We start from the raw sequence: 21,784 nt of genomic DNA, 5'->3' as shown, positions 1-21,784 counted from the left end.
TTCATCCGGCTCAAGCGTACTTTTGACAAAATGAAAGGACATGGCGTCCAATCGGTGAAAGAACCACCAATCATCGAAAGGATTTATCGCCATGTCCACGAGTTTTATCTACCATGCCTTGGGCCTGCCCGGCTATGACTATGTCAGGCAGGATTTTGTTGCCGGTAACGTGCTGATTTATGTGAGACCAAAAGCCAAGCTTGTTAAGTGCTCCCGCTGCAAGCATCGTCATGTGATTCATAAAGGAAGGAGCGAGCGTTGGTTGCGCACCGTTCCCATCGGTATCAAACCGATTTGGATTGTTGTAGATGTGCCTCGTGTTCAGTGCCGGAAGTGTGGTTGTGTCAGGCGTATCAAGCTTTCCATCGCAGACCCACGTCGCTGGTATACGCATAAATTCGAACGCTATGTCAGGTCACTGGTCAAGATGATGACAATGCTTGATGTCTCTACTCTGCTTGGAGTCGGTTGGGATGTGGTCAAAGACATCTTCAAGCGAGACCTGAAACATCGATTCGGACAGCCCAAGCTATCGAAATTGAAGTACATTGCAATCGATGAAATCAGCGTACGCAAAGGTCATAAATACCTAACGCTGGTCATGGATTTAAAAAGCGGAGCTGTCGTGTTTGTCGGTGACGGCAAAGGGGCTGACGCTTTGCTGCCTTTTTGGAAAAGGTTGAAACGCAGCCAAGCCGGGATCAAGGCTGTGGCAACGGATCTCAGTCCCGCATATATCGGTGCGGTTCTGAAAAATTTACCGCATGTTCCTCTGGTCTTTGATCATTTCCACGTGGTGAAACTCATGAACGATAAGCTCACCGAAGTTCGGCGCAAGCTTCATCGGGAGATAAAAAATACGATGGGCAAAGACGTGTTGAAAGGCACGCGCTGGCTGCTGTTGAAGAATCCTGAAAATCTAAACGCGGAAAGGGATGAACAGCAGCATCTGGAGGAGGCTCTACGGCTAAACAAGCCACTGGCGACAGCCTACTATCTGAAAGAAGACTTGCGTCAGATATGGAGTCAGCCAAGCAAGAAGGATGCAGCCGAGTTTCTAGAGAGTTGGATATCTCGTGCGAGGGCTTCTGGCATCGCTCCACTCGATACTATGGCAAAGACGTTGGCAACGCATAGCTTTGGGATACTCGCTTGGTTCGATCATCCCATTTCATCAGGGCCAATGGAAGGTACGAATAACAAAATCAAGACCATGAAAAGGCAGGCATATGGATATCGTGATCTGGAATTTTTCAAGCTCAGGATCATGGGTATTCATGAAGCGAAGTACGCTTTAACCGGATGAACCATACTTTAGTATTGCAGCACACTTACACTCCAGAGAATTAAAGGACTTTAAAATATATCTTCAATTCCTTTTTTCGTATGGGATACAAAATTGATTTACCCACTTGAAAATCAACCCAAAAAGGGCCTTACATCTCAAGATGCAAGGCCCTTTTACAGTGTCTAAAGGAACAATACGTATTTGCTCCACCCATGTGGAATTAGTTACAATTCTGCTCAGCTACGCTATATACATGATTAATAATCTTACGTTTTACTTCAACTTATCTCTTTAAACTTAAGATCCATCACTGATAATAGCATTAAAGCCGCATTCTGCTTCACATTCCCCGCAATCTGTACAATTATCATTTATTTCATAATAATTAGTTCCAGCAGAATGAATAATTGCCTCCGCAGGACAGGCACTCTGACATGCACCACAGAACTGACATTCATCAGGATCAATTTTACGCATTTTTCATCTCCTCACAAACTACAACAAGCATTTCGAAATTATAAAATTATTTAAGTAAATATTTTTGCCTATATAATACTATTCTTCAACGGGACTGTAAGTTCTGACAGACTGGATATCTTCCCAGTTGTAATAAGTATTAATACTTTCACCACCCTTCTCCTCTGTTACTCTAATAAAATCATCACCGAGAAATAAAACGGCTGTTTCATAGACAGGACCATCATTAACCTGAATCTTGAGGTTCTTCCGGAGTTTACGTGAAAGTGTGCCATGTAAAGGCATCGAGGCATATTCAAAGATTTTCTCAAGGGTTCCTTTTTGCATTTTTTAGTTCTCCGTTTGGATGTTTGTCAAAATTTAGGAAATACCATAAGACTCTCAAAACCATCACTTAAATAAATTTACAAAAAGATAAAATAAACCTTTTCAGCGAACACAAAGACCAGATATTTTCATCTTTATGTAAAATTAAACATTACAATATTAACAAGAGGTGAACCATGAAACTAAACTCTATTCAAATTGCCATTTTTAAAAAACTCAGCAATGAAACCAACCTTGACGTTGACAACTATATCTCCAAGTATTCCCTAATATTTCTGGGTATAAGTAAAAACAACCTTGCAGAACTCAGCCAACAGGAAGGCGACATCTGGATCAGCAAAGCCTATGTAGCATCGCTAGAAAACACTAATCCACTATAAGGATTGCACAGAATCAGAACAACAAAATCTCTTACTCTCCCCACATCCAGCACAAATACAGTATATCAGCTTTGAACTTCATCATGCTCGCATGGTGAGCCGGGATTACACTTCAGGGAGTCAACGATTCACACTCTGTAAAGTACAACCCCAAATCAAGTCTTTAATAACTTGAAATTACGGGATATTAATCCAATGGACAAATACTACGCCCACCAGATTGAACGGGCGGGTGGATTACCAAATGTTGTGAAGTCGTCACCAGATTCGCGGAGTACTGCGTCAAGCTCATCAGCAGTGAAGTCATACCCCTCTCCGTTGGCGGTGGAGACAAATTCTTCCTTAGTTCGAATAGCGTTGTACTTCAGTTTCACTACCTTATCCTCTCCGCCTGCGATCAACAATCGTTCAACTTCTTTTTTGGACATTTACGTACTCCTTTTTTGATAAAAAACTACGACTTTTAACAATTATGCTTAATTATCCATCGATTTCTGACGCTACAGATTCAGATTGCTATTTCTGTGCCGAAAGACTGCTAAGCCGAATCCACCACAATTGTCATACTCGGAGAACTTCATAACTTGACTGCATGCCACTACAACATTCACTCTCCATCCCTGACTACTGGCACAACATCACTAAATGTACGTACCGGACCGGACTGGATACATAAAAAAGTACTCACAATTCTGGAGACTGAGTAAAGATTTTCCAGGGAGATTCACTTGGATTTATCTGGATACATATAGAGAAAATGCCTTTGAGGTTCAGGGGCATTCTGGATTGTATTAGACGGTATTATTTTGAGAATATTTTTCGAGGGGGTGGGATTCGAACTTGTGGGGGGATTATCATACGAATTTCCCAATCATATTTTTAATAATTGTAATTAACTATTGACTCCGTCTCAATTCTCATAAATAAGAATCAGCCTTTGCCTAATTTAACGCCACAAACATTATCCTGACATTTCTTTTCGTTTTCTACTCATTACAGTGGAAAATCATAAACTGATTTATCAACAAACGACCAATGGACATTTAGTTTATTGCAGTAAGGCCGCACCTGCGGTCTCTTCTTTTTTGTTATATTAACTAAGCCCTTTAAAAGGATATTTCGTGAATTCAAACAATTCAATTGTTTCTCCTTCAAACGGAAGCGTAAGCGCTGATATATTTTCCGGACTGACCGTTGCTCTAGCTCTTGTTCCTGAAGCTGTCGCATTCTCATTTGTTGCAGGAGTTCCGCCGATGGTAGGTCTCTACGGCGCGTTTCTCATGTGTCTGATTACTGCGGTTCTCGGAGGACGCCCCGGTATGATTTCCGGCGCCACCGGTGCAATGGCCCTTGTTATGGTAAGTCTGGTTATGGAAGGTAATGCCCTTGGTGGGCCCGGATCACATGCCGGGGTACAATATTTATTTTTCACTCTCTTGTTAGTCGGAGTATTTCAACTGTTAGCCGGCTTTTTTCGTCTTGGTAAATTCATTCGCATGGTACCCAGATCTGTCATGATGGGCTTCGTTAATGGACTGGCTATCGTAATTTTTCTTTCCCAGTTGAATATGTTCAAAGCTGAAGGTGCATGGCTTCAAGGGCAGCCTCTTTGGATTATGGCCGGTCTTGTTTTATCAACCATGGCAATCATAACAATCATCCCCAAACTGCATCAAAAAGCACCGGGAGCACTTATTGCCATTCTCTCTGTTTCGGTTTTTGTGACTGTCATGCATATTGATACTCAAACAGTGCTTTCATTCATTCAATCCAACGGTGGAACCGGTATTCAGGGAGGTCTGCCAACCTTTGCTGTTCCCAATGTACCTTTCACTTGGGAAACACTGACCTTTGTAACCCCATATGCCTTAATTCTAGCTGCCATCGGACTGATTGAATCCCTGATGACTTTATCACTTGTTGATGAATTGACAGAAACACGAGGTAGAGGAAATCGCGAATGCCTGGCTCAGGGAGTCGGTAATTTTGCAAATGGGTTATTGGGCGGCATGGGAGGTTGCGCCATGATCGGCCAGAGTATGGTCAATATTTCTTCCGGTGGACGTAGACGTCTTTCAGGAATTGTTGCAGCCGGAGCCCTGCTTTTCTTCATCATGTTCACGTCAAAATATATTGAGCAAATACCCATTGCAGCTCTCGTGGGTGTAATGCTTATTGTTGTCATCAAGACTTTTGCCTGGAGCACTTTCAAGATCATAAATAAAGTCCCTAAATGGGATTTTATCGTAATCGTTGTGGTTACGTTTTTAACCGTTAAGTATGATCTCGCTATTGCAGTTATCTGCGGGGTATTGATTTCAGCATTAATTTTTGCATGGCAGAATGCACTACGGATTCGTGCAAGAAAGATTGTGGACGAACAGGGTATCAAACATTACCAGATTTACGGGCCTTTGTTTTTTGGCTCCACAACACTTTTCCTGAGCAAATTTGATGTTCAGGGAGATCCGGACAAGGTGCTGATTGATTTTAAGGAATCCCGGATCATGGATCAATCCGCCATTGAAGCGGTGAACAAGATAGCCTCCATGTATGAACGGGCAGGAAAGAAAATCTACCTGGTCCATCTCAGCCCGGACTGTGCGCGCCTGATTAAACGCGCTGAAAAAATATGTGTGGTAGATGTTCTTAAAGACCTGCATTATTTTGTAGGCATAGATAATTATCATCAATATCTTGAAAATCTGGAATATGAATCCCTGTAGGGTTTAAATCACCCAGCATACAGTAACAAAGGGTCAGCGCATATTGTGCTGGCCCTTTTGCTTTTGTGTGTGGAGGAGGGCGAAATATGAAGTGCCCTAATGAAATGAATTATTAACAGAAAGCCCTCCGGGAGACGGGCTTATCTTTTTTAGACTCAAACTATACACGACAGTAAAAATGAACCTATGCCTGCAATACTTCCAGCATGCGGTAAGCCTTTCAATAAAGTCCCCACTACTGACTTACTAGGTTGATCGGAGTTAAACTGGACATCAATTGCGTCGACTATTTCCAGTGCGTCTTTTCTTTCAGCATCGCTTTCGACAAGTCTTTCGATTTCACTCCTAAGCATTGCAAGATGTTCAGAAATTTCAGGGTTAACATTTACGGTATTGATTGAATTATCAACTGAATTATTGTTTACTCGCGCATTTGGTCCCGAAATATTGTATGTAATGCTCTTTACAGCATTTTCAGCTTCATCGATTCCAAGTTTTTTATATTTAATCTGATAATAAGCTTTCATTCCTCCAATTTTCTCATGGAAATTTGGGTCAATAACCTTATATGTTTCCTGTCCCCCATTTGACATATGTCTTCTCAGCAAGTCGTTGGGTTCAATTAAAACTTTAAAATTTGGGATTAAAATGGATTTTTTAGAAACGAGTCCTTTAATGGTAGTGATTTCCTCACCACTAACTTTCAAAACAGTTAACGTATCATTGCAAATACTATCGAAAGACATATTACCTCCACCCAATTTTCTCGTTTAAGTAATAACATTATAATCAAACAAAAACAGTCAATGATATAAATTAGTTACTCCCCCTGAATACTCTTAACCCCCTGCCCCATCTTAGCCAGCAAGCACCCCTCAGCCTTACACTCATAAGACCGAACCTTTATCCCCCATCCCACATGGGCGGTGAAGTAACCGGAATCCGCACGGCCCCGCACCACGGACATACCGCGCCATATAATCTTGACAACCACACACAAGAATATACAATACAAGTATGCACTTTGAATACGATGAAAACAAAAGCGCAACAAATCTAGAAAAACACGGAATTGATTTCAAGGCCGCGCAAGCCCTGTGGAATGACCCAAACTTGCTGAAAATCCCGGCCCGGACTCAAGATGAACCGCGCAATTTTTATATAGGGATGATTAACGGCAAACACTGGTCTGCCGTAACAACACCCCGCAATGGAGCCATCCGCATAATATCGGTGCGCCGCTCCAGAAAGAAGGAGGTAGAACTCTATGAAAGCTGAAGAATTCGATGAAGCCTTTGAATCAGATCAGGACATTACTGAACATCTGGACATGTCAAAGGCCAGCAGGCCCAACAAAGACATTAAACGGGTTAACGTTGATTTCCCCGCATGGATGGTAATAGCTCTGGACCGCGAAGCTGAAAGACTCGGCATTAACAGACAGGCAGTAATCAAAACATGGATAGCAAACCGCATTGACCGTGGTCATTCACCAGACGCATAACCCCGCCCCGGCGGGGTTTTCCTATTCCCCCTGAATACTCTTACCCCCCTGCCCCATCTGTTTCAGGTGGGTGCGGACTGAGTCCTCAGTAATATCTTCAAGGCCATTAGCCCGCAGGAAAGCTTTCAACCATGTTTTCATGACTGAGTCCTCCGGTTTAGGTTCAGGCCGTCCGGTCATGGCTACGGCCCCGGTTTTTCCATCCGCGCCAAGGACGCAGAAGGAAGTCTCGCGCACAAAGGATTTGCGCCACACATATAAAGGTCCGGTCAGTTCCATACCGTTAACGGTTACAGTCGCGCCGGATTTCACTTCTTCAACAGCTTCAGGCCAGACACCTATGGAAGCCTGATAGGGCCAACCCTGATCCGAAAGGCGGATAATCTCGTTGGCTTCGTCCGTATCCACAAAGGAGCCTTCAAGGACAAAGCCTTCCTTTTCCACCTTGCAGGAATCCGCAAGGCCGACCTTCTTTTTGACTTCATGCTCTTCAAGAATGGGCATGACCTTTTCGGAACGGATTCCGGTAAGATCAATGACGAAACGGAAATACCGCTGAATAACGGCCCCGATGTATCCGACAATGCGAAAGCGGCGGGCTTTACCTTCTTCTGCTTCGCTGAGTTTCAAATCGGCTGTAAGCTGAAGCGGTTCCTGTGCTTTCGCTGAAAGATTGGTAGTAAATTGTTTAAGCATTGTTTGCTCCTATGATTCCGCACTTCTTGAGGTCTTTGTTTTCACGGTCCAGTTGATCCACAACTTCATCGTAATCTTCGCCACGCTCCGCGCAGATTTTGCGGCGGGTGGTGCAGCCCATACCGAGCATTTTTTCAGCCGCGTTTGCATCCTTAGTGGGATCAACCCAAGGCCAGCCGGGGTACTGGCAACCAACCGGAACGCGCGGCCCGGTCATGGACTTTTCAAGCTGGCTTAACCAGAGCATGCGCGCGAACATGTGCCACGTAGGAACTATGGCCTTACGGCCCATCAGCACCTGTTGCACACGGTAGCCGCGCCGTTCTTCCAGAGTGGCGGAACGGGCGGACGCATAAGAAGCATCGGAATAGTCATTGGAAAAGGCTTCGTAGGACATGCCGAAACCAGTGGAAGAACCGCGCAAACTGGTTTTCACATACGGTTCATAGGTAGTGCCGGGGTGGTTGAATTGCGCTTCATTGACCTTGGAGCCGGAAGGCAAAGTCACGACCTGCCCCGGTTCTACGTAATCGGGAATAAAGGCTTCCGGTCTTTCCGGTGTGTCTGAATCCTCAAGGCCCAGCGGGTTCTGAAGTTCGGGATATGGCGTTTCAACAAAGAAGCCGAAAGCAGCCATGAGCCGGGCAACAATGCGGTGCGAATCCTGAAATTCGCTGAAGTCGCGCATTTCCATAATGACCGGAGCCATCCAAGATATACCCCTGTGCTGGCTGGCGCGCTTCGGCATGAATATATGGCGCACCCACATAGCCGGAACCCGCACGGATTCACGACTCATCAGGCGGCGCATATCGCCGGGATGTTCACTGAAAAGGTGATAGGCCACCGGGTGACCTTTGCGGTTGAATTCAACGCCACGGATAGCGAAGTTTCCGTTTTCGCGCAGGCCATCAACCGAAGAATCAAGGTGATCACATTCCAGAAGTTCCACGCCCAAAGGCGCAATCCCCTGTTTCATCAAGTCGGGGTCAGGATAGAAGCGGAGAAGGCATTCTCCATCCTGCCAGAGGTGATTCAGGATAAGCCGCTGAATATCGTCAAAGCCGACTTCATCAGCTTCGGCCCAATCCTTAAAATGCTGTTCCAGCTTGCGGTTGAAGCCGTGGTCCAGTTCGCCGGAATCGGTCAGGCGCGCGGCCTGCGGTTTGATTCCGGTATAGATAACGTTGTTCGCTATGCGCTCAAGCGCGCCGGAAACATGGGTGGAGTTGCGCACCAGATCACGCGCACGGGAAACGATTAAGGCATGTTCGTGCCGGGAAAGGTTATCCGCACTGCGGTTAGTGGGCCGCCAGCCCGCATTAGGGCCACGGGAAGTAGCCGCAGTGTATGCGGAAAGCTGCATACGGCTTTTAACCCAATTGGTAGCCATCTGCGGAGAGATAGCCCCGACACACTGGGCAACAAAGGAAGTCCAGCCTTCATACAGGTTCATGAACGACCCCTGTACTTAGCTTTAAAGCCCCGCCCGCCATTCTTTACAATGGCGATACGCATTTCCAACTTATCGCGCTGGTCATAAAGCCTGCCCAAAGAAGCACGGGTGAGAGTCCGACCATTCAAGGTATAGGACTGTGCGCCGTCTTCAATATCGGCAATCGCCTTATTTACAGAGTCCAGTTGTTTCTGGAGCATGAAAAAACCTCAATTGTTACTGTTTACCTACAGGGCGAACAATAACAATTGAGGTGCTTTGTTTGGAATGGGGTTGTTTACTGGGGAGTAAAATTTACTGGATATTTATCTCTATATCTTTACAGACAGAGTTGATCTTATTATCAAGTAAGCGTTATTGTACAACATCAAGTTTTGAGGCTTTAATGAACGAATTATTCAAAACAAAAATAGGATTTATAATTAGTCTGCTAGCGGTAGTTTTTACTGTTAAGCCGATCATTAATGATTACTCTGAATTTGGTTTCTCTATTCTAGAGTATAATATAACGGCATTACTAGCTTACAAAATTTTCACTATTCTACTATGTCTATCTGTATATTGCATTTCAATTCAATTTGTTTTTCCACAAACAAGAAAAATACTTATAGCTGCAACAGATTTGTTTTATGCTTTAAGCCTAACTTTACCCCTGCTATTTATAGCTCTATGGGGTTCACTTTCTATAGCAAATAACATTGATATACACCTCGAATTCAGCACAGAAACAATAGAGAGCATAACAGCTATAATTTCATTAATTATATCTTTTCTGTCCATAATAGGAACAACCTTATCTTATAAAAGACTTAATAAAACACGCTTAAAAACAGAAAAAACAGACTATATTAATAAGAATGTCACACAGCTTGAGCGAGCACATGAATTATTTAACGCACAGATGTATGACCTTTCCGTTTTAGAGGCATTTAAAGTCATCGAATCCATTTTGAGGGAGCTAGCCAGCATATTTGGTATAACAGAACATAAAAATATCATATCCCTTATTAATGAATGTCAAAAGCTAGAACTATTGGAATATTCAGATATAGAACTTATACATATGATCAGAAAAAAAAGAAATGCATCAGCTCACCTTGTAGACAGCATAGACAAAGATTCTGCGTTGCAAATTCTACAATTATCAAGCCTACTTATACAAAAACTAGAAATGACACAAAATTCAACGGCATACATTTGGTTAATGCGAAATAGGAAATGGTCTATTGATAGTCTAAAAGACAGCAAGTCCAATAGAAACAAAAAGGTCATTCAAATGCTTACAAAAGCATGGGACAATAGAGATGGGGCTATTTCAGGTGAAATTAGCTGTTTCTTTGAAACTGCATTAATCCATTCTCCCAAGTTGATTATAGAATCTTTTGCAATGGATTCACAAAGACTTGATAATTGGCTTGATGAAATTCAGTTGACACTCTTCACTGATTTTACAGGCAATTTACACGATAATATGTTGCGTACAAAAGATGACATTATTAAAAGTCTGGAAGGATATATTGAACATACAAGCAATTCTGAACACTTAAAAATTGCGACAACTATTTTGAACAAAGTCAAAGATATTGAAATCATAAAAATTGATTGAGGTCTAAAATTATCATGAATCATAATATAAAAAGAAAAAAAGTAATTAAGCACCTATCAGAAGAAAAATACCTTTTACCATCTCTAACCTTATTCTCAGCGACTTTTTTCTTGGTTAAAACGAGCATGGATCAAGGGTTGAGCAACTTCTATACTGAGGCTGCAACCTTCATGTTTGCTGTTGCAATTAGCATTTTTGGCCCTCTATCCTATGTTCTATTTTTTAGAAATGTCGATTTCGACAAAAAGACCTTCAATATCGAGTACTACAAAATAGCTTATTTAATTATCATGGTTGGATACATAAGTGTAGCATCAGGGCTACTGCTACTTGTTTTATCAACTTCATTTTTAGCAGCATGGGTTGCACTAATAATTTATGTATTCATAATGTTTACAAGTACCGAAGTCGTTCAAGATAAATAAACCTCAAAGAAGAAGCCCCGCTCACGCGGGGCTTTTCCTTTCCATCCTTAAAATCTACTCCCGCACCAACTCCAAAATCGCAGCAGGCTTCCCTTTCCGCTTCTTAGCCATCTGCACTTTCATGTCGTATTCATCAAAAGCGTTTGCACTGTCAGAAATTGTCCTACGGATGGCTTCTATCATAAAGGCTTCGCCCATCATGTCCATTTTTTCAAAGTAATCCCGCAGGACTCCAAGAGAGGAACACGCCGACATCATATCCGAAACATGGTGACAAAGATCATCGCTACTCATGGCCCACCTCCCCATTCAAACCCTGTTCAGCCTCAATCAAGGCATCATACGCCATTAACATTGCCTGCCGTTCTGCCCTTGGCATGTGATCCAAGTGTTTGATCATCAGTTCTTTTGCCGTGGCTATGTGCTGCTTTGGTGAGCTATGGCCATAGACTTCCGGCACCATTGCTTGCGCCGGATCAGGCGTGGCGGTTTTTCCTGCCATAATCATTTCTACATTTTCGCGGTCAATGAGCTTGCCGAGTTCTTTGTTTAATTTCAGTCGCTTAAGTTCGGCTTCGCATTCCTTGTCCTTGGCCTTGGCTTCCTGAAATCGTTTCGCAGAATCCCCGGTCAAACCTTCATCATCCGGCTGATCAGCTTCCGCAACCTGCCCGATAGGAACCCAGCCAAGTTGTTCAGCTACTTCGCAAATATCGTCTTCGTAGTATTTGCCGTTCAGCGGCGGTACTTGCTTGCCCTTGCCCACGTAATTGAAGAAGGTCCGGCGCGAAATCTGCCAGCCAACCTTGCCGAATTGCTCCCAAGCCTGATTTATGGATTTGTAAAATTTATCAGCCATTTAAGTAGCACCTGAATTAAATAGAGTGACACGATTGATGCAGCTTGTGCAGTGTGCATATTTATCAAAACTATCCGTGTGCAAAAGACTCGGAGTCAGCGTTACCCGTGATTCATGGATCGCCGAGGAGGACCCAAAGGCAACTGGCCTTCGACTAAACGCTTCGGCTTCTCATCTTCCACCAGCGGTAGCCGATCCATGTAGACCAAGTCGATAAGCGGCGTGGCCTTTTCGTATAAGCTCCACATCTGCCACAGGGTTTCGAAATTCTTCTTGCCCCATGCTTCGTCAATGATGACCACCAGTTCATTCTTTGCGTTCCGCTTGAGCTTGAAGCCCGTGCGGTGTTCACGCAAAAGATTGCCGAGGGTCTTCATTGCTTCATGCCCGTCTTCGTAAACCTTCCACTCCCGGTTGAACTCATCTTCCGGGATCGGTTCTTTACCTTCCTGCTTACATAACCGCTTGAATTTACAGTAAGGTTTTTCCGGTTCGGGCTTCCTGTATTTGTCCTGAAGCTTTGCTAATGCGTTCATACTGGTTCCGGTCCCAAGGTTTGTCCCGTGTTAGCCAACACTAAAAACCACCGAGAACATAAGTCTTTTTTCTTTCTGTCCAACTGTCCCATGTACCAAGCTTAAAAACCAAATGCTGGAAGCCTCGCGTGTACGCACGCACCCACGCACGCATATGAACCTCTTTTGCCCTGCACCGTGGACCGCTGGTACCATGTTGGACCGAGCCAGTATTCACGGGCTTTGCCAAGCTCTGACACGCGGGACGGGTGGTACCAATACGCTGGAACCACTTCACCGGGGGAAGTAGAGATTCCGAATAAGTATTGATTTGCCCGGCGGGTAAGGCGTGTCGCCGCAGGTCATTAGAAGGGGATGCGGGGGAAACAGAGCAGGCCACGCCGCACGGGTATATGCCAGTGAAGAAGGTCATTAAGCTTTCAACTCAAATCTGGTTTTAATGCCTGCAACCATGCGGCAACGCTTGCCATCAACGCGCGGGCGGGTTTCCTTCAAGGTCTTCACAGCCGCATAAAGCTCACGGAAGAAGTTTTCCTTATGCATGGCCTGATAGCCGTTTTCGGAACTGTATTCGCGGTAGGACTTATACAGTGAGTCCTTAGACTGCTTCGCGCCGTCCTCAAGCTCACACTTATCTTCCACGAATGCCTGAACAGGGTTATTAAGCCGCCTGTAATCCATAAGCAGTTCCCGTGTTTCGTCACAACTGGTGAACTTACCTTGCTCATACAGGCGATGCAGACCGACCAAAGCCCAATGGAAGATTTCGGAAAGCTCATGCTCAACGAGTTCTTCAAAAAGGTGCGGGTTGCGGTCTGGATCGTCTTCAAGAAACTGCTTCTTGAACTCAATGGGCAGCATGCGCCGGAAAAAGCCGTCCGTGTTATCCAGAACGCGGGGCAGCTTGTTAGCGGCAAAGGCCAGCTTGCAGAACGGTGTAAATTCAAAGCTGTCCTTATGCTTGAACGCGCCCTGAATGGCATCACCGGAAACAACGGCCTTAAAGATGGGTGTTTCCATTGCCGCCGATCCTATTTCCGTGGAAATGTTCAACAGCTTGTTATAGAGGCTGGCCCGGCGGAACTGGTCTTCCAAATCCTGAAAGGCCACCGCCGAGCAGTTAGCAGCGGATACAAGCTCACGCAGAACTTTGAGCAGTGTCGATTTACCATCCGAACCGGGGCCGAGCAGCAACAGGCATTTTTCAAAGCGAGTGTCGCGGGTAAGGCATAAGCCTGCGAATTCCTGTAGCTGGGCAATGGGTTCCGGGGTCTGGACGGTCTGTTGTAGAAACTTCTCCCAACGCTCACAGCGGGCTTCAGAATCCGGGTTAAAAGACACGTTCAGACATATGGTGGAAAAGTAATCGTGTTCGTGTGGTTTTAGCTCGAGCGTTTTAAGATTGAGCATGCCATTTTGCAGGCATACCCATTCCTCACGGTCATTGACCGCGCGCCCGTGCGGAAGATTGGAAAGATTGATAGCCAAAGACGTTGCATCGTTCACACGCGCTGTTGTGGCCTCGATGCCGAGATAATGCGTAGCCGACTGCTGAAGCGTACCGCGTGAAATCTGTTCCCAGTATTTAGCGTTCCAGCGATACAGCAACCCGGTCATGTCGTCAGCAAGCAAAGGCTGGTCGCGTAGAAGCTGATCCGCAAGCAAACGGGGCTTGAATTTGCCGTCATAGAAGAAGGCCCATTCGCTACCCATTTCGAACTCTTTGGGCGGTTCAATCCTGCGCGCCATGGCGATAAGGTCTTGAAAATCCTTCGCAGTCTTGCCGAACTTCATAAAGAAGTCAGTGAGGTCGTGACCGTCCTTTTCGGGCCAACTTCCATCCGGTTCCCGGCCCATGAAGTCGGGCCACTCAATGACACGTAGAGAACGCACCACCGGAAGCAAGGCGCGGATAGCTTTTTCCGCATGAGCTTGCCCCGGCTGATCGGCATCATAAGCAAGGATAACGTCACGGCCCACAAACGGCTCTAAATGCTCTTGTGACCATTTAACCGTCTTGGAGGTTTGCGTAGCAGTGTTGAAACCGAATGATTCACCGCACAGTGTGTCCGGTTCGCCTTCACACAGGACTATCGGCCCGGACTTGGCAATCATGGACGGAGCAGGAAACAACCGGGCGTTACCGTATCCCCTACCCCATGAAATGATCTTGCTCTTCAGGTTTGTGCCGGGCTTGCGGTAAAGCCGAATATTACGAAGCTGGCCTTGCGCGTCCCGGATCGGGATAGCAACGCGCATAGGCGCGCCGTTAATGGGCCTGATATTTTCGTCCCGGTCCCGATAGCACATCTGCATTCGCAGGTCGTGCCGCTTGATAACTTCCGGCGACCAGCCGCGCACCTTCCTGAACACTTCAAACCAATCATCAGGAAACAGGGCCATCCGGCCCCACACGCTTTCAGGGATAACCGGAGTACTACCGCCCTTCCCTTCCCTACGTTTCTGCTGGACAGTCTTTCGGGGCTTGGGTGCATCCTTTACGCCTTGTCCGTATTTATCCTTGAAGCTCTTGAAGGCTTCATCATTTGCAAGGCCATTAACCAGCCCGTAAAGCTTGATCAGGTCGCCGCAATCGGTACACCCGGCAAGGCATTTGAAATAGTCTTCTTCGAAATTGTATCCAAAGGATGGGTTATCATCGGCATGAAACGGGCATTTGCCGTTCAGCCATTTTCCTTCTTCCTTTGCGTCCTCAAACAATGAACGCGCAATGGTCTTGCGTTCATCTTCGGAAAGATGTGTTCCGGCCCAGCCCATCGTTACCCCTTCACAAGGTATTTAATACGGTTGCGCCAGAACAGAGCCGATGAAATCAGTTCCATGATTTCTTTATCGAACTCCGCGAATTCATCAGCCGTAACTTTGCCGTCTTCCATAATGGTGGAAAACTTGATCACCGCGTCACTGAATTCCTTAGTGGTGCGATTCATGTCGTCTTCCAGCGAGTCCGAAAAAATGCCCGCTTCGGGAAGCGGGACAACAACCATATTCATCTGCTGGGCAATGGCTTCAAGCGGGGCCACTGATCCGCATGTCTTCATGAGCGGTACGAGGTCCAGAACGCCCATTTTCGCAGTGGAATCTTCGGGGTTCAGTTCTTTAATCTTCATGACTTATCCTTCAAATTTTAGAGTTTAATATTTACTGCCCTCCTTTCATTGAACTAAAAACCGGACATAAAATAGGTAACTCAGGTCCGGGGTCTAAATTTTTCATATTTTTTATCTATTCGAGGACACGCGCGCCCCACGGCATTCATATCTATTGGAGAGACTCCCTATCCCGACAGTTAGAATCGCTGAACGCTACCAACGGACAGCGGCTTGAATTGGTATAGGGAGCAATTTTCACTATGATTGGAGGAAATTGGTTGCCGGACTGGATACATAAAACAGTACACACAATTCTGGAGACTGATTAACGAGTATCCAAGGAGATATACTTGGACTTATCTGGATGCAGATAAACGAAATGCCCCTGATGTTCAGGGGCATTCTGGATTGTATTGGACGGTATTATTTGGGGAGAATTTTTTTGGGGTAGTATCAGTTATTCCCATGTAAAAATAAAACAACATGATACATTGATTATGAGCATTTCGTAAGGACAATTATTTATTAATCAAATGTCGGCACATCTGCACTCGGATCAAGGTGGAGAGCTTTTTCTCTATCTGCTTTAGCTTCAGCAATTCGACCTAATTTCTTATATACTGCGGAACGTTCCGCATAAACCCCGGCAATGCTGGGATCAATGATTGTTGCTTTGTCAAAATCACGAATGGCAGCCTCAAGGTTATTCTTATTTTTCTGGGCTACCCCCCTGCCATAGTAGGCATGCGCATATTTAAGGTCCAGCTCAATCGCCATATTAAAATCAGCTATTGCTAAATCAGGACTGTCGTCAACGTACAACCATCCTCTGCCTGCGTAGGCGTATTGACTCTGCGGGTTAATTTCAATGAGCTTACTGAAATCAGCATTTGCACCATCAACATCACCTTTACTCAATTTGCTAATAGCGCGGTTTAGATAAACACTGGCATATTTGGGTCCACCAGCGATAGCTTTGGTATAATCTAAAATAGCCTCATCATAATCTTCATTCGCATCATGCGCCATACCACGATTGACGTATGCTCTTAAAAAATCCGAATTAATCTCTAAGGCTTTAGTGTAGTCTTTTATTGCATTGTTGAAATCACCATTAGCTGACAAACATAAACCGCGGTTAAGATAAGCTATAAAATCTGCGGGGTTGGTCCTGATGGCATCAGTATAGTCAGCAACCGCTTTTTTAAACTGTCCGAGAGCCTTAAAAACTGCACCCCGATTATTATAAGCCTTTGCATAGTTGGGATTGATTTTCAAAGCCATACTACAATCATCCAGAGCTCTATCAAGGTCTCCTTTTACACACAGAGCCTGACACCGATTGCTGTACGCTTCTGCAAATTCAGGGTCTATTCTTATTGCGTTGCTATAATCTGAAATTGATTTATCCAAATTACCTTTAAAATAGTAAGTTACCCCCCTATTATTGAACGCTGGCGCATATTTATGATCTAAAGACAATGCCTTATCGTAATCGATGATGGCTTTATCAAATTTGCCTATGTAATTTAGATAAACTCCTCTGCTGTTATATGCTTCCGATGACGGTTCTATATTAATAGACGTATTAAAGTCATCAAGTGCGCCTTCATAATCTTCTTTTGCATATTTAACGAGACCTCTGTTATGATACGATGGAGCATAATGCGAATTATTGTCAATCGCTTTGTTAAAATCCTGCAAAGCTTTAGCATATTCACCTTTTGAGTAGTATGCGAGTCCACGTGCGTCATAAATTAACGAATTGGATTCGTTCTCAAGTTTGCTTTGCAAGCACTGTTCAAAAAGTTCCATTTTTTTATCTAAGGATTTGCTATCAATTGCATCAGAACAAACTTGCGGTAAAGCAAATGCTTGCCCCGTAACTAACAGCACTAAAACGATACTAAAGAATACATTTTTTATTTTCAAACCACATCTCTCTGCTACATATTTATAAATAAATATTCTAAACCTATTGCTATTTCATTGCAAGCAACTGCGCAGGATGTTGAATCATCCCAACCCCCAAGCCCACCAGTTCCTTATATGTGTACTCTGATGTATACAGGGGAGTTGGGTGGGGTTAGCTACACACCAGAGTACACACAAGTGGTCCCGGTTTGAGCTGAATTACACTGGACAGCATCAGCCATAAAACGCAAAAAAGCCCCTGAAATTCAGGGGCTTAATAAACAGTATCGGACTGTATAGTTTCATATATTGGCGGGCAATACAAGATTCGAACTTGTGACCTTCAGCTCCGGAGGCTGACACTCTATCCAACTGAGCTAATTGCCCGCGCCGAGCGTTTTAGTATCCATCACCGTGCATTTCTGTCAAGAGAAAAATCTTTAATCTCACTATATTCTTACTCTATATCCAGATTAACACAATAGCGTTAGCAGTTCACGTGTAAGAGCAAAAGCCATAAACAGGGGCTACGGCAACTCTTTGTGACGAAACAGGAAAGTCAAACCTGCCGCTGTAAGCAGAACAATATCCCGGACTATAGTTTCCAGCATACCTGAACTCTGGGTTGCATTGGTTGAAAAACACCCGCAGGCCACGTCAATTCCACGATAAAGGTTTGCGGAAAGCGCGGCTATAAACACAAGCAGCATCGCTATCAATATAGTGGTAGCTGTCTCCAGCATTACGTTGCAGACAAGCATTGCCCCGCATACGAACTCAAGCCAAGGCAGAATAAATGCTACCGGGCCGATCATTACGTCCGGCAGTATCTGATAATTTTTAATAATCTCAGCAAATGCAATCGGATCAATAATCTTATCAACACTCGCAATAATGAACACAACGCCAAGAAAGATTCTGGGTAATGACCTTAAATCCATTAGTTCGCCTCCAGATCACGCCCGGCACTCAGCCAGCCGTCTATGCCGTCTGTATAAACACTCACTTCTCTGAATCCCAGTTCTATGAGCCTCTTGGCTACAATCAGACTTTTACCGCAAGTAAGCCCATCACAATAAACAATGACCGGCAGGCTCTTATCTAAAATATCTGAGAAGCCGACCGCCCCGCCTTCAGCTGTCGAGGATGGGACGTTTATCGCACCGGGTATATGCCCCATCGCGAAATCCATTTCGCTGCGCGCGTCAACCATCTGAACATTTCCGGCATCGTAAGCTGCCGTAACTGCTGAAGTTGAAATTTCCACAATCTCTTTAGACTGGGGGCTTAAAACATCATCCAGCGAATATGAATTGGGGCGTACCATATTGAACGCAAAAGCCAACCCAACCGACAGTATGGAGATAAATATTATTTTGAACAGGTACGATATTGTCTTTCCGAATTTCATTCAATCTTCCATGTTGAAGGTTAACTTAATGGAATCTCCTGAACCGCCCTTTCCATACTGCTTTAAGTAGCATGGACCAACAGGACTAAGCAACGAAGCGCCTGGAGCAATACCTGAGAAAATCTGTGGGAATAGATTAACCTTGATATAATAAAAAAGGGTGTGTTCAATTTGAACACACCCTTCTTTCAGCGAGACCGGACACCCGGGATAAACCGTTACCGCTGCTTCCTTTCGGACCTGACGGGGTTCACAGCGCACCCGCCATCCGGCCTCTCTGTAAAAGAATTCGTCCTTGCGACGAGGTGAAATATCTATTGATTCACAGCTGAACTGTCAAGCATAATCATAAAAAAAATGCATTTTTCTAAAAATAACCAGTCTATAAAGAGAATATCCGCTCCACCACCAGCCCCTATCCAGATTATAACTTTATCTCAATCTCAATTTCTGCTTATCCTGCGTAAAAGACCACAACCACAAAAACTTATGGAAATTATGATGAAAGCAAAAAACGTTAAAGACGTGGAAGGTGTTAAAGTAGCAAAGATAGGCTACAAAGGAGAGGACCACGAGGTCAAAGGGGTTACCATACGCTGGCTGTCCAAATCAGGACAGGATGCCAACGGTCAGCCCGAATATGGCCTCCGCCACTTCACAGTGGAACCGGGAGGAGAAATTCCCGCCCATAACCATTTCTATCTTCAGACAGTTTACATCGAAAAAGGCCGTTTTGAGTGTTTTACTTATGATCCTGAGACCGATGAAGCAACTGAGAGTCGAATCTGCGGCCCCGGCGACTTTGTGTATTCAGACTGCATGGAGCCTCACGGCATGCGCAATATAAGCGAAACAGAGGAAGCCACATTTCTCTGTTGTATCGGCTGTGTTTATGAAAAATAACAAAGAGATCCTTCCGGGGCCGTTGTGTCCCGGAAAATTTTCATCTGCAACCCCGCTATAATTCCAGATTAAAATCAGTAAGCAATTCGGGACCGCCTACTTTATCTCCTCTTATGTAATTGTAAACATTACCTTCATGCACATTCTGCAGGTAAATGGGATGTGTTTCTACCTGCGCAACCGGGGCCTTATCATATATTGCGGGGTGATCCACCCAGTACACAGTATGCAGCGTCCTGTTTGACTCAAGCAGACTGACAAAAGCATTTGTCAGATCCACGAAATCATAAACAGCTCCGTTGCAGTACTGATAGCCATGCGGGAAATTAATATAAAGCTCTTCGGTGGACCTATCAGACTTATTCAGAACATCGCCTACAACTCGATGCAGTGTGCTTACAAATTTTCTCGAAAGAGCATCATCATTGTCCAGCCTTGTCGTAAGTATATAATCATACCCTTCTGCCGCCTCAGCTATATAATGTTTTACCCTCGGCATTACGGTTGAAAAATCAGCGCAATATACTGGTTTGATATTTTTATACTTCTCGAACACCCTGATCATCTTCATGAACTTCTCAGGTGTCTGCTCATCAAATAAAATAATCCATTCAAAGTTCTGCTCATCCTGCGCAACAATCGATGGCAGACAAAAACGGCTGAAAAAATCGAACCTTTCAAAAAGCCAGGTGTCGTTTAGCCGCAGCTCATACTCTTCAGGATGAATATTCACGTTGAATCTTGTTATGATGAAATGCTTGAAATCCATTGGTAACTCCTGAACAAAATCTTGAAACATAATTATCCAGCACGAAGATTACGTATTTCTGGCAAAAAAACAATCGGCCTGCCTGAATATCAGGCAGGCCGATCTTATGGTGTCGGTGTTGATCCAAATTTGCCGGTTTGAATCAGGGGTTGAAGGTCAATCGGAAAAAGTTCTTAGTTATGACTATAGCTTAAGATGCTTTTTTTGCAAACTGAATTCTGTAGTTGATTATATCGTCCACGGTTAGTACCGGCAGATCGTTTTTTTCTCCGAAATCGATAATCTCGGGGAGTCGCGCCATGCTTCCATCCGGGTTAGTCAATTCGCACAAAACTCCACAGGGCTTAAGACCCGCAAGACGCATCAGATCTACAGTCGCTTCAGTATGCCCTTCCCTTTCAAGAACGCCTCCGGCCTTAGCCCTCAGAGGGAATACATGCCCCGGACGATGAAGATCAGTCGGACAGGCTCCATCGCAAATGGCCGCTTTTACAGTGGTAACACGATCTGCTGCGGAAACTCCTGTGGTTACGCCCTCTGCAGCTTCAATAGTCACGGTAAAACCGGTCTGATAGCGGCTTGAGTTGGCTTCAACCATCATAGGCAGATCCAACTGCTCAATCTTTTCCTCGGTTAGACAAAGGCAGACAATTCCGCTGCATTCACGGATCATCATTGCCATCTGCTCATCTGTAAGCATTTCTGCAGAGAAGATCAGATCACCTTCATTTTCACGTGACTCATTGTCGGTTACCAGAACACCGCGACCTTCACGCAGAGCCTGTAAACCTTTCTCCACTCTTTCAACCGGGGAACCGAATTGTGATAATAGATTCTGATTCATGGTAAAACTCCTTATAAAACTGTTACCAGAATCAGGGCGATAGAATCAGACAGCTGTCCGCAAGCGAACAGCCACGCATGGGGCAGGATGCCACTGCGGGGAAGTACTGTCTTACTCTCTTCCATCCGGACTTTAACCGTCGGCTCCGGATTCACACCGGATCTGCTGACCCTTTTCCACCATTTGGAAAAGGCGCTCGCGGGCTTATCTCCAAATGAAGACTTACCGCCGGTGGGGAATTTCACCCCGCCCTGAGAATAAACAAATTTTTTCTACACAAAACTATTCAACCTAGTCAAGTGCAATAAAATACAATCTTAAAGCATAATGATTAATAATTTTTCCATACTAAAGATGTACAGAATCACCCATTTCGATTAGCATGTAAATACTTACACAAATACTGCGTAGCGAATAACAGAAGGAGAATAAGTTATGAAACTTAAAAACATGCTTACTCTATTTCAGATTATAACCCTGGCAATATCGATAATTTCGTTATGTGTAATTTTTAATGTCCAATTAAGCAACTATTCTGAACATGAACAAT

General features: G+C 44.6%; 25 protein-coding genes, 1 tRNA gene, 1 other RNA gene and 1 riboswitch. Of the genes, 8 read left to right on the top strand and 19 right to left on the bottom strand.

Annotation, left to right across the window (positions count from 1 at the left end; translation table 11 throughout):
• Window positions 1-91: 91 nt before the first annotated feature.
• Window positions 92-1,306, top strand: a complete 1,215-nt coding sequence (locus ACZ5PW_RS10970; RefSeq protein ID WP_464553331.1) for an ISL3 family transposase — start codon at window positions 92-94, stop codon at window positions 1,304-1,306.
• Between the two features lie 279 nt (window positions 1,307-1,585).
• Here the strand turns inward: ACZ5PW_RS10970 and ACZ5PW_RS10965 are convergent, their stop codons facing one another.
• Complete coding sequence (locus tag ACZ5PW_RS10965) at window positions 1,586-1,765, bottom strand: ATP-binding protein (protein WP_464553328.1); 180 nt, start codon at window positions 1,763-1,765, stop codon at window positions 1,586-1,588.
• A 78-nt stretch (window positions 1,766-1,843) separates the two neighbouring features.
• A complete protein-coding gene (locus tag ACZ5PW_RS10960) occupies window positions 1,844-2,092 on the bottom strand; it encodes a hypothetical protein (protein ID WP_464553325.1) in 249 nt (82 codons plus the stop codon).
• Window positions 2,093-2,268: 176 nt separating this feature from the next.
• Here ACZ5PW_RS10960 and ACZ5PW_RS10955 point away from each other — a divergent pair, with 176 nt between their 5' ends.
• Window positions 2,269-2,472: a hypothetical protein gene (locus ACZ5PW_RS10955; protein WP_464553322.1), complete on the top strand. Its 204-nt coding sequence runs from the start codon at window positions 2,269-2,271 to the stop codon at window positions 2,470-2,472.
• Window positions 2,473-2,678: 206 nt separating this feature from the next.
• Here ACZ5PW_RS10955 and ACZ5PW_RS10950 read toward each other — a convergent pair whose 3' ends face one another.
• Entirely contained in the window at window positions 2,679-2,900 is a 222-nt protein-coding gene (locus tag ACZ5PW_RS10950; protein ID WP_464553318.1) for a Nif11-like leader peptide family natural product precursor, read from the bottom strand.
• Window positions 2,901-3,593: 693 nt separating this feature from the next.
• Between ACZ5PW_RS10950 and ACZ5PW_RS10945 the strand changes: the two genes are divergently transcribed.
• Entirely contained in the window at window positions 3,594-5,198 is a 1,605-nt protein-coding gene (locus ACZ5PW_RS10945) for a SulP family inorganic anion transporter (RefSeq protein WP_464553314.1), read from the top strand.
• 155 nt (window positions 5,199-5,353) lie between these two features.
• On the opposite strand, the gene ACZ5PW_RS10940 is transcribed toward ACZ5PW_RS10945, so the two are convergent.
• A complete protein-coding gene (locus ACZ5PW_RS10940) occupies window positions 5,354-5,944 on the bottom strand; it encodes a hypothetical protein (RefSeq protein WP_464553310.1) in 591 nt (196 codons plus the stop codon).
• Between the two features lie 271 nt (window positions 5,945-6,215).
• Here ACZ5PW_RS10940 and ACZ5PW_RS10935 point away from each other — a divergent pair, with 271 nt between their 5' ends.
• Window positions 6,216-6,476 (top strand): BrnT family toxin, encoded by a 261-nt coding sequence (locus ACZ5PW_RS10935; protein ID WP_464553306.1) that lies wholly within the window; start codon window positions 6,216-6,218, stop codon window positions 6,474-6,476.
• Window positions 6,466-6,702, top strand: a complete 237-nt coding sequence (gene brnA, locus ACZ5PW_RS10930; RefSeq protein WP_464553303.1) for a type II toxin-antitoxin system BrnA family antitoxin — start codon at window positions 6,466-6,468, stop codon at window positions 6,700-6,702. The genes ACZ5PW_RS10935 and brnA overlap by 11 nt, the downstream gene beginning before the upstream one ends.
• 21 nt (window positions 6,703-6,723) lie before the next feature.
• Here the strand turns inward: brnA and ACZ5PW_RS10925 are convergent, their stop codons facing one another.
• Genes ACZ5PW_RS10925 through ACZ5PW_RS10915 form a run of 3 tightly spaced genes read right to left on the bottom strand, consistent with a single transcriptional unit; the run spans window position 6,724 to window position 9,054 of the window.
• Window positions 6,724-7,398 (bottom strand): hypothetical protein, encoded by a 675-nt coding sequence (locus ACZ5PW_RS10925; RefSeq protein ID WP_464553299.1) that lies wholly within the window; start codon window positions 7,396-7,398, stop codon window positions 6,724-6,726.
• On the bottom strand, window positions 7,391-8,854 hold the full coding sequence (locus ACZ5PW_RS10920) for a phage portal protein (RefSeq protein ID WP_464553295.1): 1,464 nt from the start codon (window positions 8,852-8,854) through the stop codon (window positions 7,391-7,393). Before ACZ5PW_RS10920 ends, ACZ5PW_RS10925 begins: the two co-directional genes overlap by 8 nt.
• The gene (locus ACZ5PW_RS10915; RefSeq protein ID WP_464553293.1) at window positions 8,851-9,054 is read right to left on the bottom strand and encodes a hypothetical protein; all 204 of its coding nucleotides are present in this window, start codon (window positions 9,052-9,054) and stop codon (window positions 8,851-8,853) included. Before ACZ5PW_RS10915 ends, ACZ5PW_RS10920 begins: the two co-directional genes overlap by 4 nt.
• A gap of 185 nt (window positions 9,055-9,239) precedes the next feature.
• Between ACZ5PW_RS10915 and ACZ5PW_RS10910 the strand changes: the two genes are divergently transcribed.
• A complete protein-coding gene (locus ACZ5PW_RS10910; RefSeq protein ID WP_464553290.1) occupies window positions 9,240-10,460 on the top strand; it encodes a DUF4145 domain-containing protein in 1,221 nt (406 codons plus the stop codon).
• A 14-nt stretch (window positions 10,461-10,474) separates the two neighbouring features.
• On the top strand, window positions 10,475-10,885 hold the full coding sequence (locus tag ACZ5PW_RS10905; RefSeq protein ID WP_464553286.1) for a hypothetical protein: 411 nt from the start codon (window positions 10,475-10,477) through the stop codon (window positions 10,883-10,885).
• Between the two features lie 54 nt (window positions 10,886-10,939).
• On the opposite strand, the gene ACZ5PW_RS10900 is transcribed toward ACZ5PW_RS10905, so the two are convergent.
• The 10 genes from ACZ5PW_RS10900 to ffs form a co-directional block, all read right to left on the bottom strand.
• Window positions 10,940-11,179, bottom strand: coding sequence for a hypothetical protein (locus ACZ5PW_RS10900; RefSeq protein ID WP_464553282.1), 240 nt, complete (start codon window positions 11,177-11,179; stop codon window positions 10,940-10,942).
• Window positions 11,172-11,744, bottom strand: coding sequence for a hypothetical protein (locus tag ACZ5PW_RS10895; RefSeq protein ID WP_464553279.1), 573 nt, complete (start codon window positions 11,742-11,744; stop codon window positions 11,172-11,174). The genes ACZ5PW_RS10900 and ACZ5PW_RS10895 overlap by 8 nt, the downstream gene beginning before the upstream one ends.
• 101 nt (window positions 11,745-11,845) lie before the next feature.
• A complete protein-coding gene (locus ACZ5PW_RS10890; RefSeq protein WP_464553275.1) occupies window positions 11,846-12,280 on the bottom strand; it encodes a hypothetical protein in 435 nt (144 codons plus the stop codon).
• Between the two features lie 411 nt (window positions 12,281-12,691).
• The gene (locus tag ACZ5PW_RS10885) at window positions 12,692-15,058 is read right to left on the bottom strand and encodes a phage/plasmid primase, P4 family (RefSeq protein WP_464553271.1); all 2,367 of its coding nucleotides are present in this window, start codon (window positions 15,056-15,058) and stop codon (window positions 12,692-12,694) included.
• A 2-nt stretch (window positions 15,059-15,060) separates the two neighbouring features.
• Entirely contained in the window at window positions 15,061-15,411 is a 351-nt protein-coding gene (locus ACZ5PW_RS10880) for a phage regulatory CII family protein (protein WP_464553267.1), read from the bottom strand.
• Between the two features lie 507 nt (window positions 15,412-15,918).
• Window positions 15,919-17,325: a tetratricopeptide repeat protein gene (locus ACZ5PW_RS10875; RefSeq protein ID WP_464553263.1), complete on the bottom strand. Its 1,407-nt coding sequence runs from the start codon at window positions 17,323-17,325 to the stop codon at window positions 15,919-15,921.
• 292 nt (window positions 17,326-17,617) lie between these two features.
• Window positions 17,618-17,694: transfer RNA gene (locus ACZ5PW_RS10870), tRNA-Arg, on the bottom strand.
• 140 nt (window positions 17,695-17,834) lie between these two features.
• Window positions 17,835-18,248, bottom strand: coding sequence for a MauE/DoxX family redox-associated membrane protein (locus tag ACZ5PW_RS10865; protein WP_464553259.1), 414 nt, complete (start codon window positions 18,246-18,248; stop codon window positions 17,835-17,837).
• A complete protein-coding gene (locus ACZ5PW_RS10860; RefSeq protein ID WP_464553255.1) occupies window positions 18,248-18,718 on the bottom strand; it encodes a rhodanese-like domain-containing protein in 471 nt (156 codons plus the stop codon). The genes ACZ5PW_RS10865 and ACZ5PW_RS10860 overlap by 1 nt, the downstream gene beginning before the upstream one ends.
• A 185-nt stretch (window positions 18,719-18,903) precedes the next feature.
• An RNA gene (gene ffs / locus ACZ5PW_RS10855) (signal recognition particle sRNA small type) lies at window positions 18,904-18,999 on the bottom strand.
• A gap of 217 nt (window positions 19,000-19,216) precedes the next feature.
• On the opposite strand from ffs, the gene ACZ5PW_RS10850 reads away from it, so the two are divergent.
• Window positions 19,217-19,621 (top strand): cupin domain-containing protein, encoded by a 405-nt coding sequence (locus ACZ5PW_RS10850; RefSeq protein WP_464553251.1) that lies wholly within the window; start codon window positions 19,217-19,219, stop codon window positions 19,619-19,621.
• 55 nt (window positions 19,622-19,676) lie between these two features.
• Here ACZ5PW_RS10850 and ACZ5PW_RS10845 read toward each other — a convergent pair whose 3' ends face one another.
• Complete coding sequence (locus tag ACZ5PW_RS10845) at window positions 19,677-20,390, bottom strand: glycosyltransferase (protein ID WP_464553247.1); 714 nt, start codon at window positions 20,388-20,390, stop codon at window positions 19,677-19,679.
• Between the two features lie 190 nt (window positions 20,391-20,580).
• Window positions 20,581-21,234, bottom strand: coding sequence for a 3,4-dihydroxy-2-butanone-4-phosphate synthase (gene ribB / locus ACZ5PW_RS10840; RefSeq protein ID WP_464553242.1), 654 nt, complete (start codon window positions 21,232-21,234; stop codon window positions 20,581-20,583).
• Window positions 21,235-21,343: 109 nt separating this feature from the next.
• Window positions 21,344-21,497: riboswitch (FMN riboswitch) on the bottom strand.
• Window positions 21,498-21,784 lie beyond the last annotated feature (287 nt).

The sequence above is a fragment of the Maridesulfovibrio salinus genome, from assembly GCF_055394525.1.
Note: the sequence above shows the minus strand (reverse complement) of the source record. Positions and strands in the feature narration are given on the sequence as shown.

What these genes read in the sequence shown, in the direction of transcription:
- ACZ5PW_RS10895 (WP_464553279.1), bottom strand. Translation starts at nt 11,744, where the DNA reads ATGGCTGATAAATTTTACAAATCCATAAATCAGGCTTGGGAGCAATTC.
- ACZ5PW_RS10865 (WP_464553259.1), bottom strand. Translation starts at nt 18,248, where the DNA reads ATGGATTTAAGGTCATTACCCAGAATCTTTCTTGGCGTTGTGTTCATT.
- ACZ5PW_RS10900 (WP_464553282.1), bottom strand. Translation starts at nt 11,179, where the DNA reads ATGAGTAGCGATGATCTTTGTCACCATGTTTCGGATATGATGTCGGCG.
- ACZ5PW_RS10860 (WP_464553255.1), bottom strand. Translation starts at nt 18,718, where the DNA reads ATGAAATTCGGAAAGACAATATCGTACCTGTTCAAAATAATATTTATC.
- ACZ5PW_RS10880 (WP_464553267.1), bottom strand. Translation starts at nt 15,411, where the DNA reads ATGAAGATTAAAGAACTGAACCCCGAAGATTCCACTGCGAAAATGGGC.
- ACZ5PW_RS10970 (WP_464553331.1), top strand. Translation starts at nt 92, where the DNA reads ATGTCCACGAGTTTTATCTACCATGCCTTGGGCCTGCCCGGCTATGAC.
- ACZ5PW_RS10935 (WP_464553306.1), top strand. Translation starts at nt 6,216, where the DNA reads ATGCACTTTGAATACGATGAAAACAAAAGCGCAACAAATCTAGAAAAA.
- ACZ5PW_RS10890 (WP_464553275.1), bottom strand. Translation starts at nt 12,280, where the DNA reads ATGAACGCATTAGCAAAGCTTCAGGACAAATACAGGAAGCCCGAACCG.
- ACZ5PW_RS10925 (WP_464553299.1), bottom strand. Translation starts at nt 7,398, where the DNA reads ATGCTTAAACAATTTACTACCAATCTTTCAGCGAAAGCACAGGAACCG.
- ACZ5PW_RS10940 (WP_464553310.1), bottom strand. Translation starts at nt 5,944, where the DNA reads ATGTCTTTCGATAGTATTTGCAATGATACGTTAACTGTTTTGAAAGTT.
- ACZ5PW_RS10850 (WP_464553251.1), top strand. Translation starts at nt 19,217, where the DNA reads ATGATGAAAGCAAAAAACGTTAAAGACGTGGAAGGTGTTAAAGTAGCA.
- ACZ5PW_RS10965 (WP_464553328.1), bottom strand. Translation starts at nt 1,765, where the DNA reads ATGCGTAAAATTGATCCTGATGAATGTCAGTTCTGTGGTGCATGTCAG.
- ACZ5PW_RS10955 (WP_464553322.1), top strand. Translation starts at nt 2,269, where the DNA reads ATGAAACTAAACTCTATTCAAATTGCCATTTTTAAAAAACTCAGCAAT.
- ACZ5PW_RS10915 (WP_464553293.1), bottom strand. Translation starts at nt 9,054, where the DNA reads ATGCTCCAGAAACAACTGGACTCTGTAAATAAGGCGATTGCCGATATT.
- ACZ5PW_RS10845 (WP_464553247.1), bottom strand. Translation starts at nt 20,390, where the DNA reads ATGGATTTCAAGCATTTCATCATAACAAGATTCAACGTGAATATTCAT.
- ACZ5PW_RS10905 (WP_464553286.1), top strand. Translation starts at nt 10,475, where the DNA reads ATGAATCATAATATAAAAAGAAAAAAAGTAATTAAGCACCTATCAGAA.
- ribB (WP_464553242.1), bottom strand. Translation starts at nt 21,234, where the DNA reads ATGAATCAGAATCTATTATCACAATTCGGTTCCCCGGTTGAAAGAGTG.
- ACZ5PW_RS10950 (WP_464553318.1), bottom strand. Translation starts at nt 2,900, where the DNA reads ATGTCCAAAAAAGAAGTTGAACGATTGTTGATCGCAGGCGGAGAGGAT.
- ACZ5PW_RS10960 (WP_464553325.1), bottom strand. Translation starts at nt 2,092, where the DNA reads ATGCAAAAAGGAACCCTTGAGAAAATCTTTGAATATGCCTCGATGCCT.
- ACZ5PW_RS10910 (WP_464553290.1), top strand. Translation starts at nt 9,240, where the DNA reads ATGAACGAATTATTCAAAACAAAAATAGGATTTATAATTAGTCTGCTA.
- ACZ5PW_RS10920 (WP_464553295.1), bottom strand. Translation starts at nt 8,854, where the DNA reads ATGAACCTGTATGAAGGCTGGACTTCCTTTGTTGCCCAGTGTGTCGGG.
- brnA (WP_464553303.1), top strand. Translation starts at nt 6,466, where the DNA reads ATGAAAGCTGAAGAATTCGATGAAGCCTTTGAATCAGATCAGGACATT.
- ACZ5PW_RS10885 (WP_464553271.1), bottom strand. Translation starts at nt 15,058, where the DNA reads ATGGGCTGGGCCGGAACACATCTTTCCGAAGATGAACGCAAGACCATT.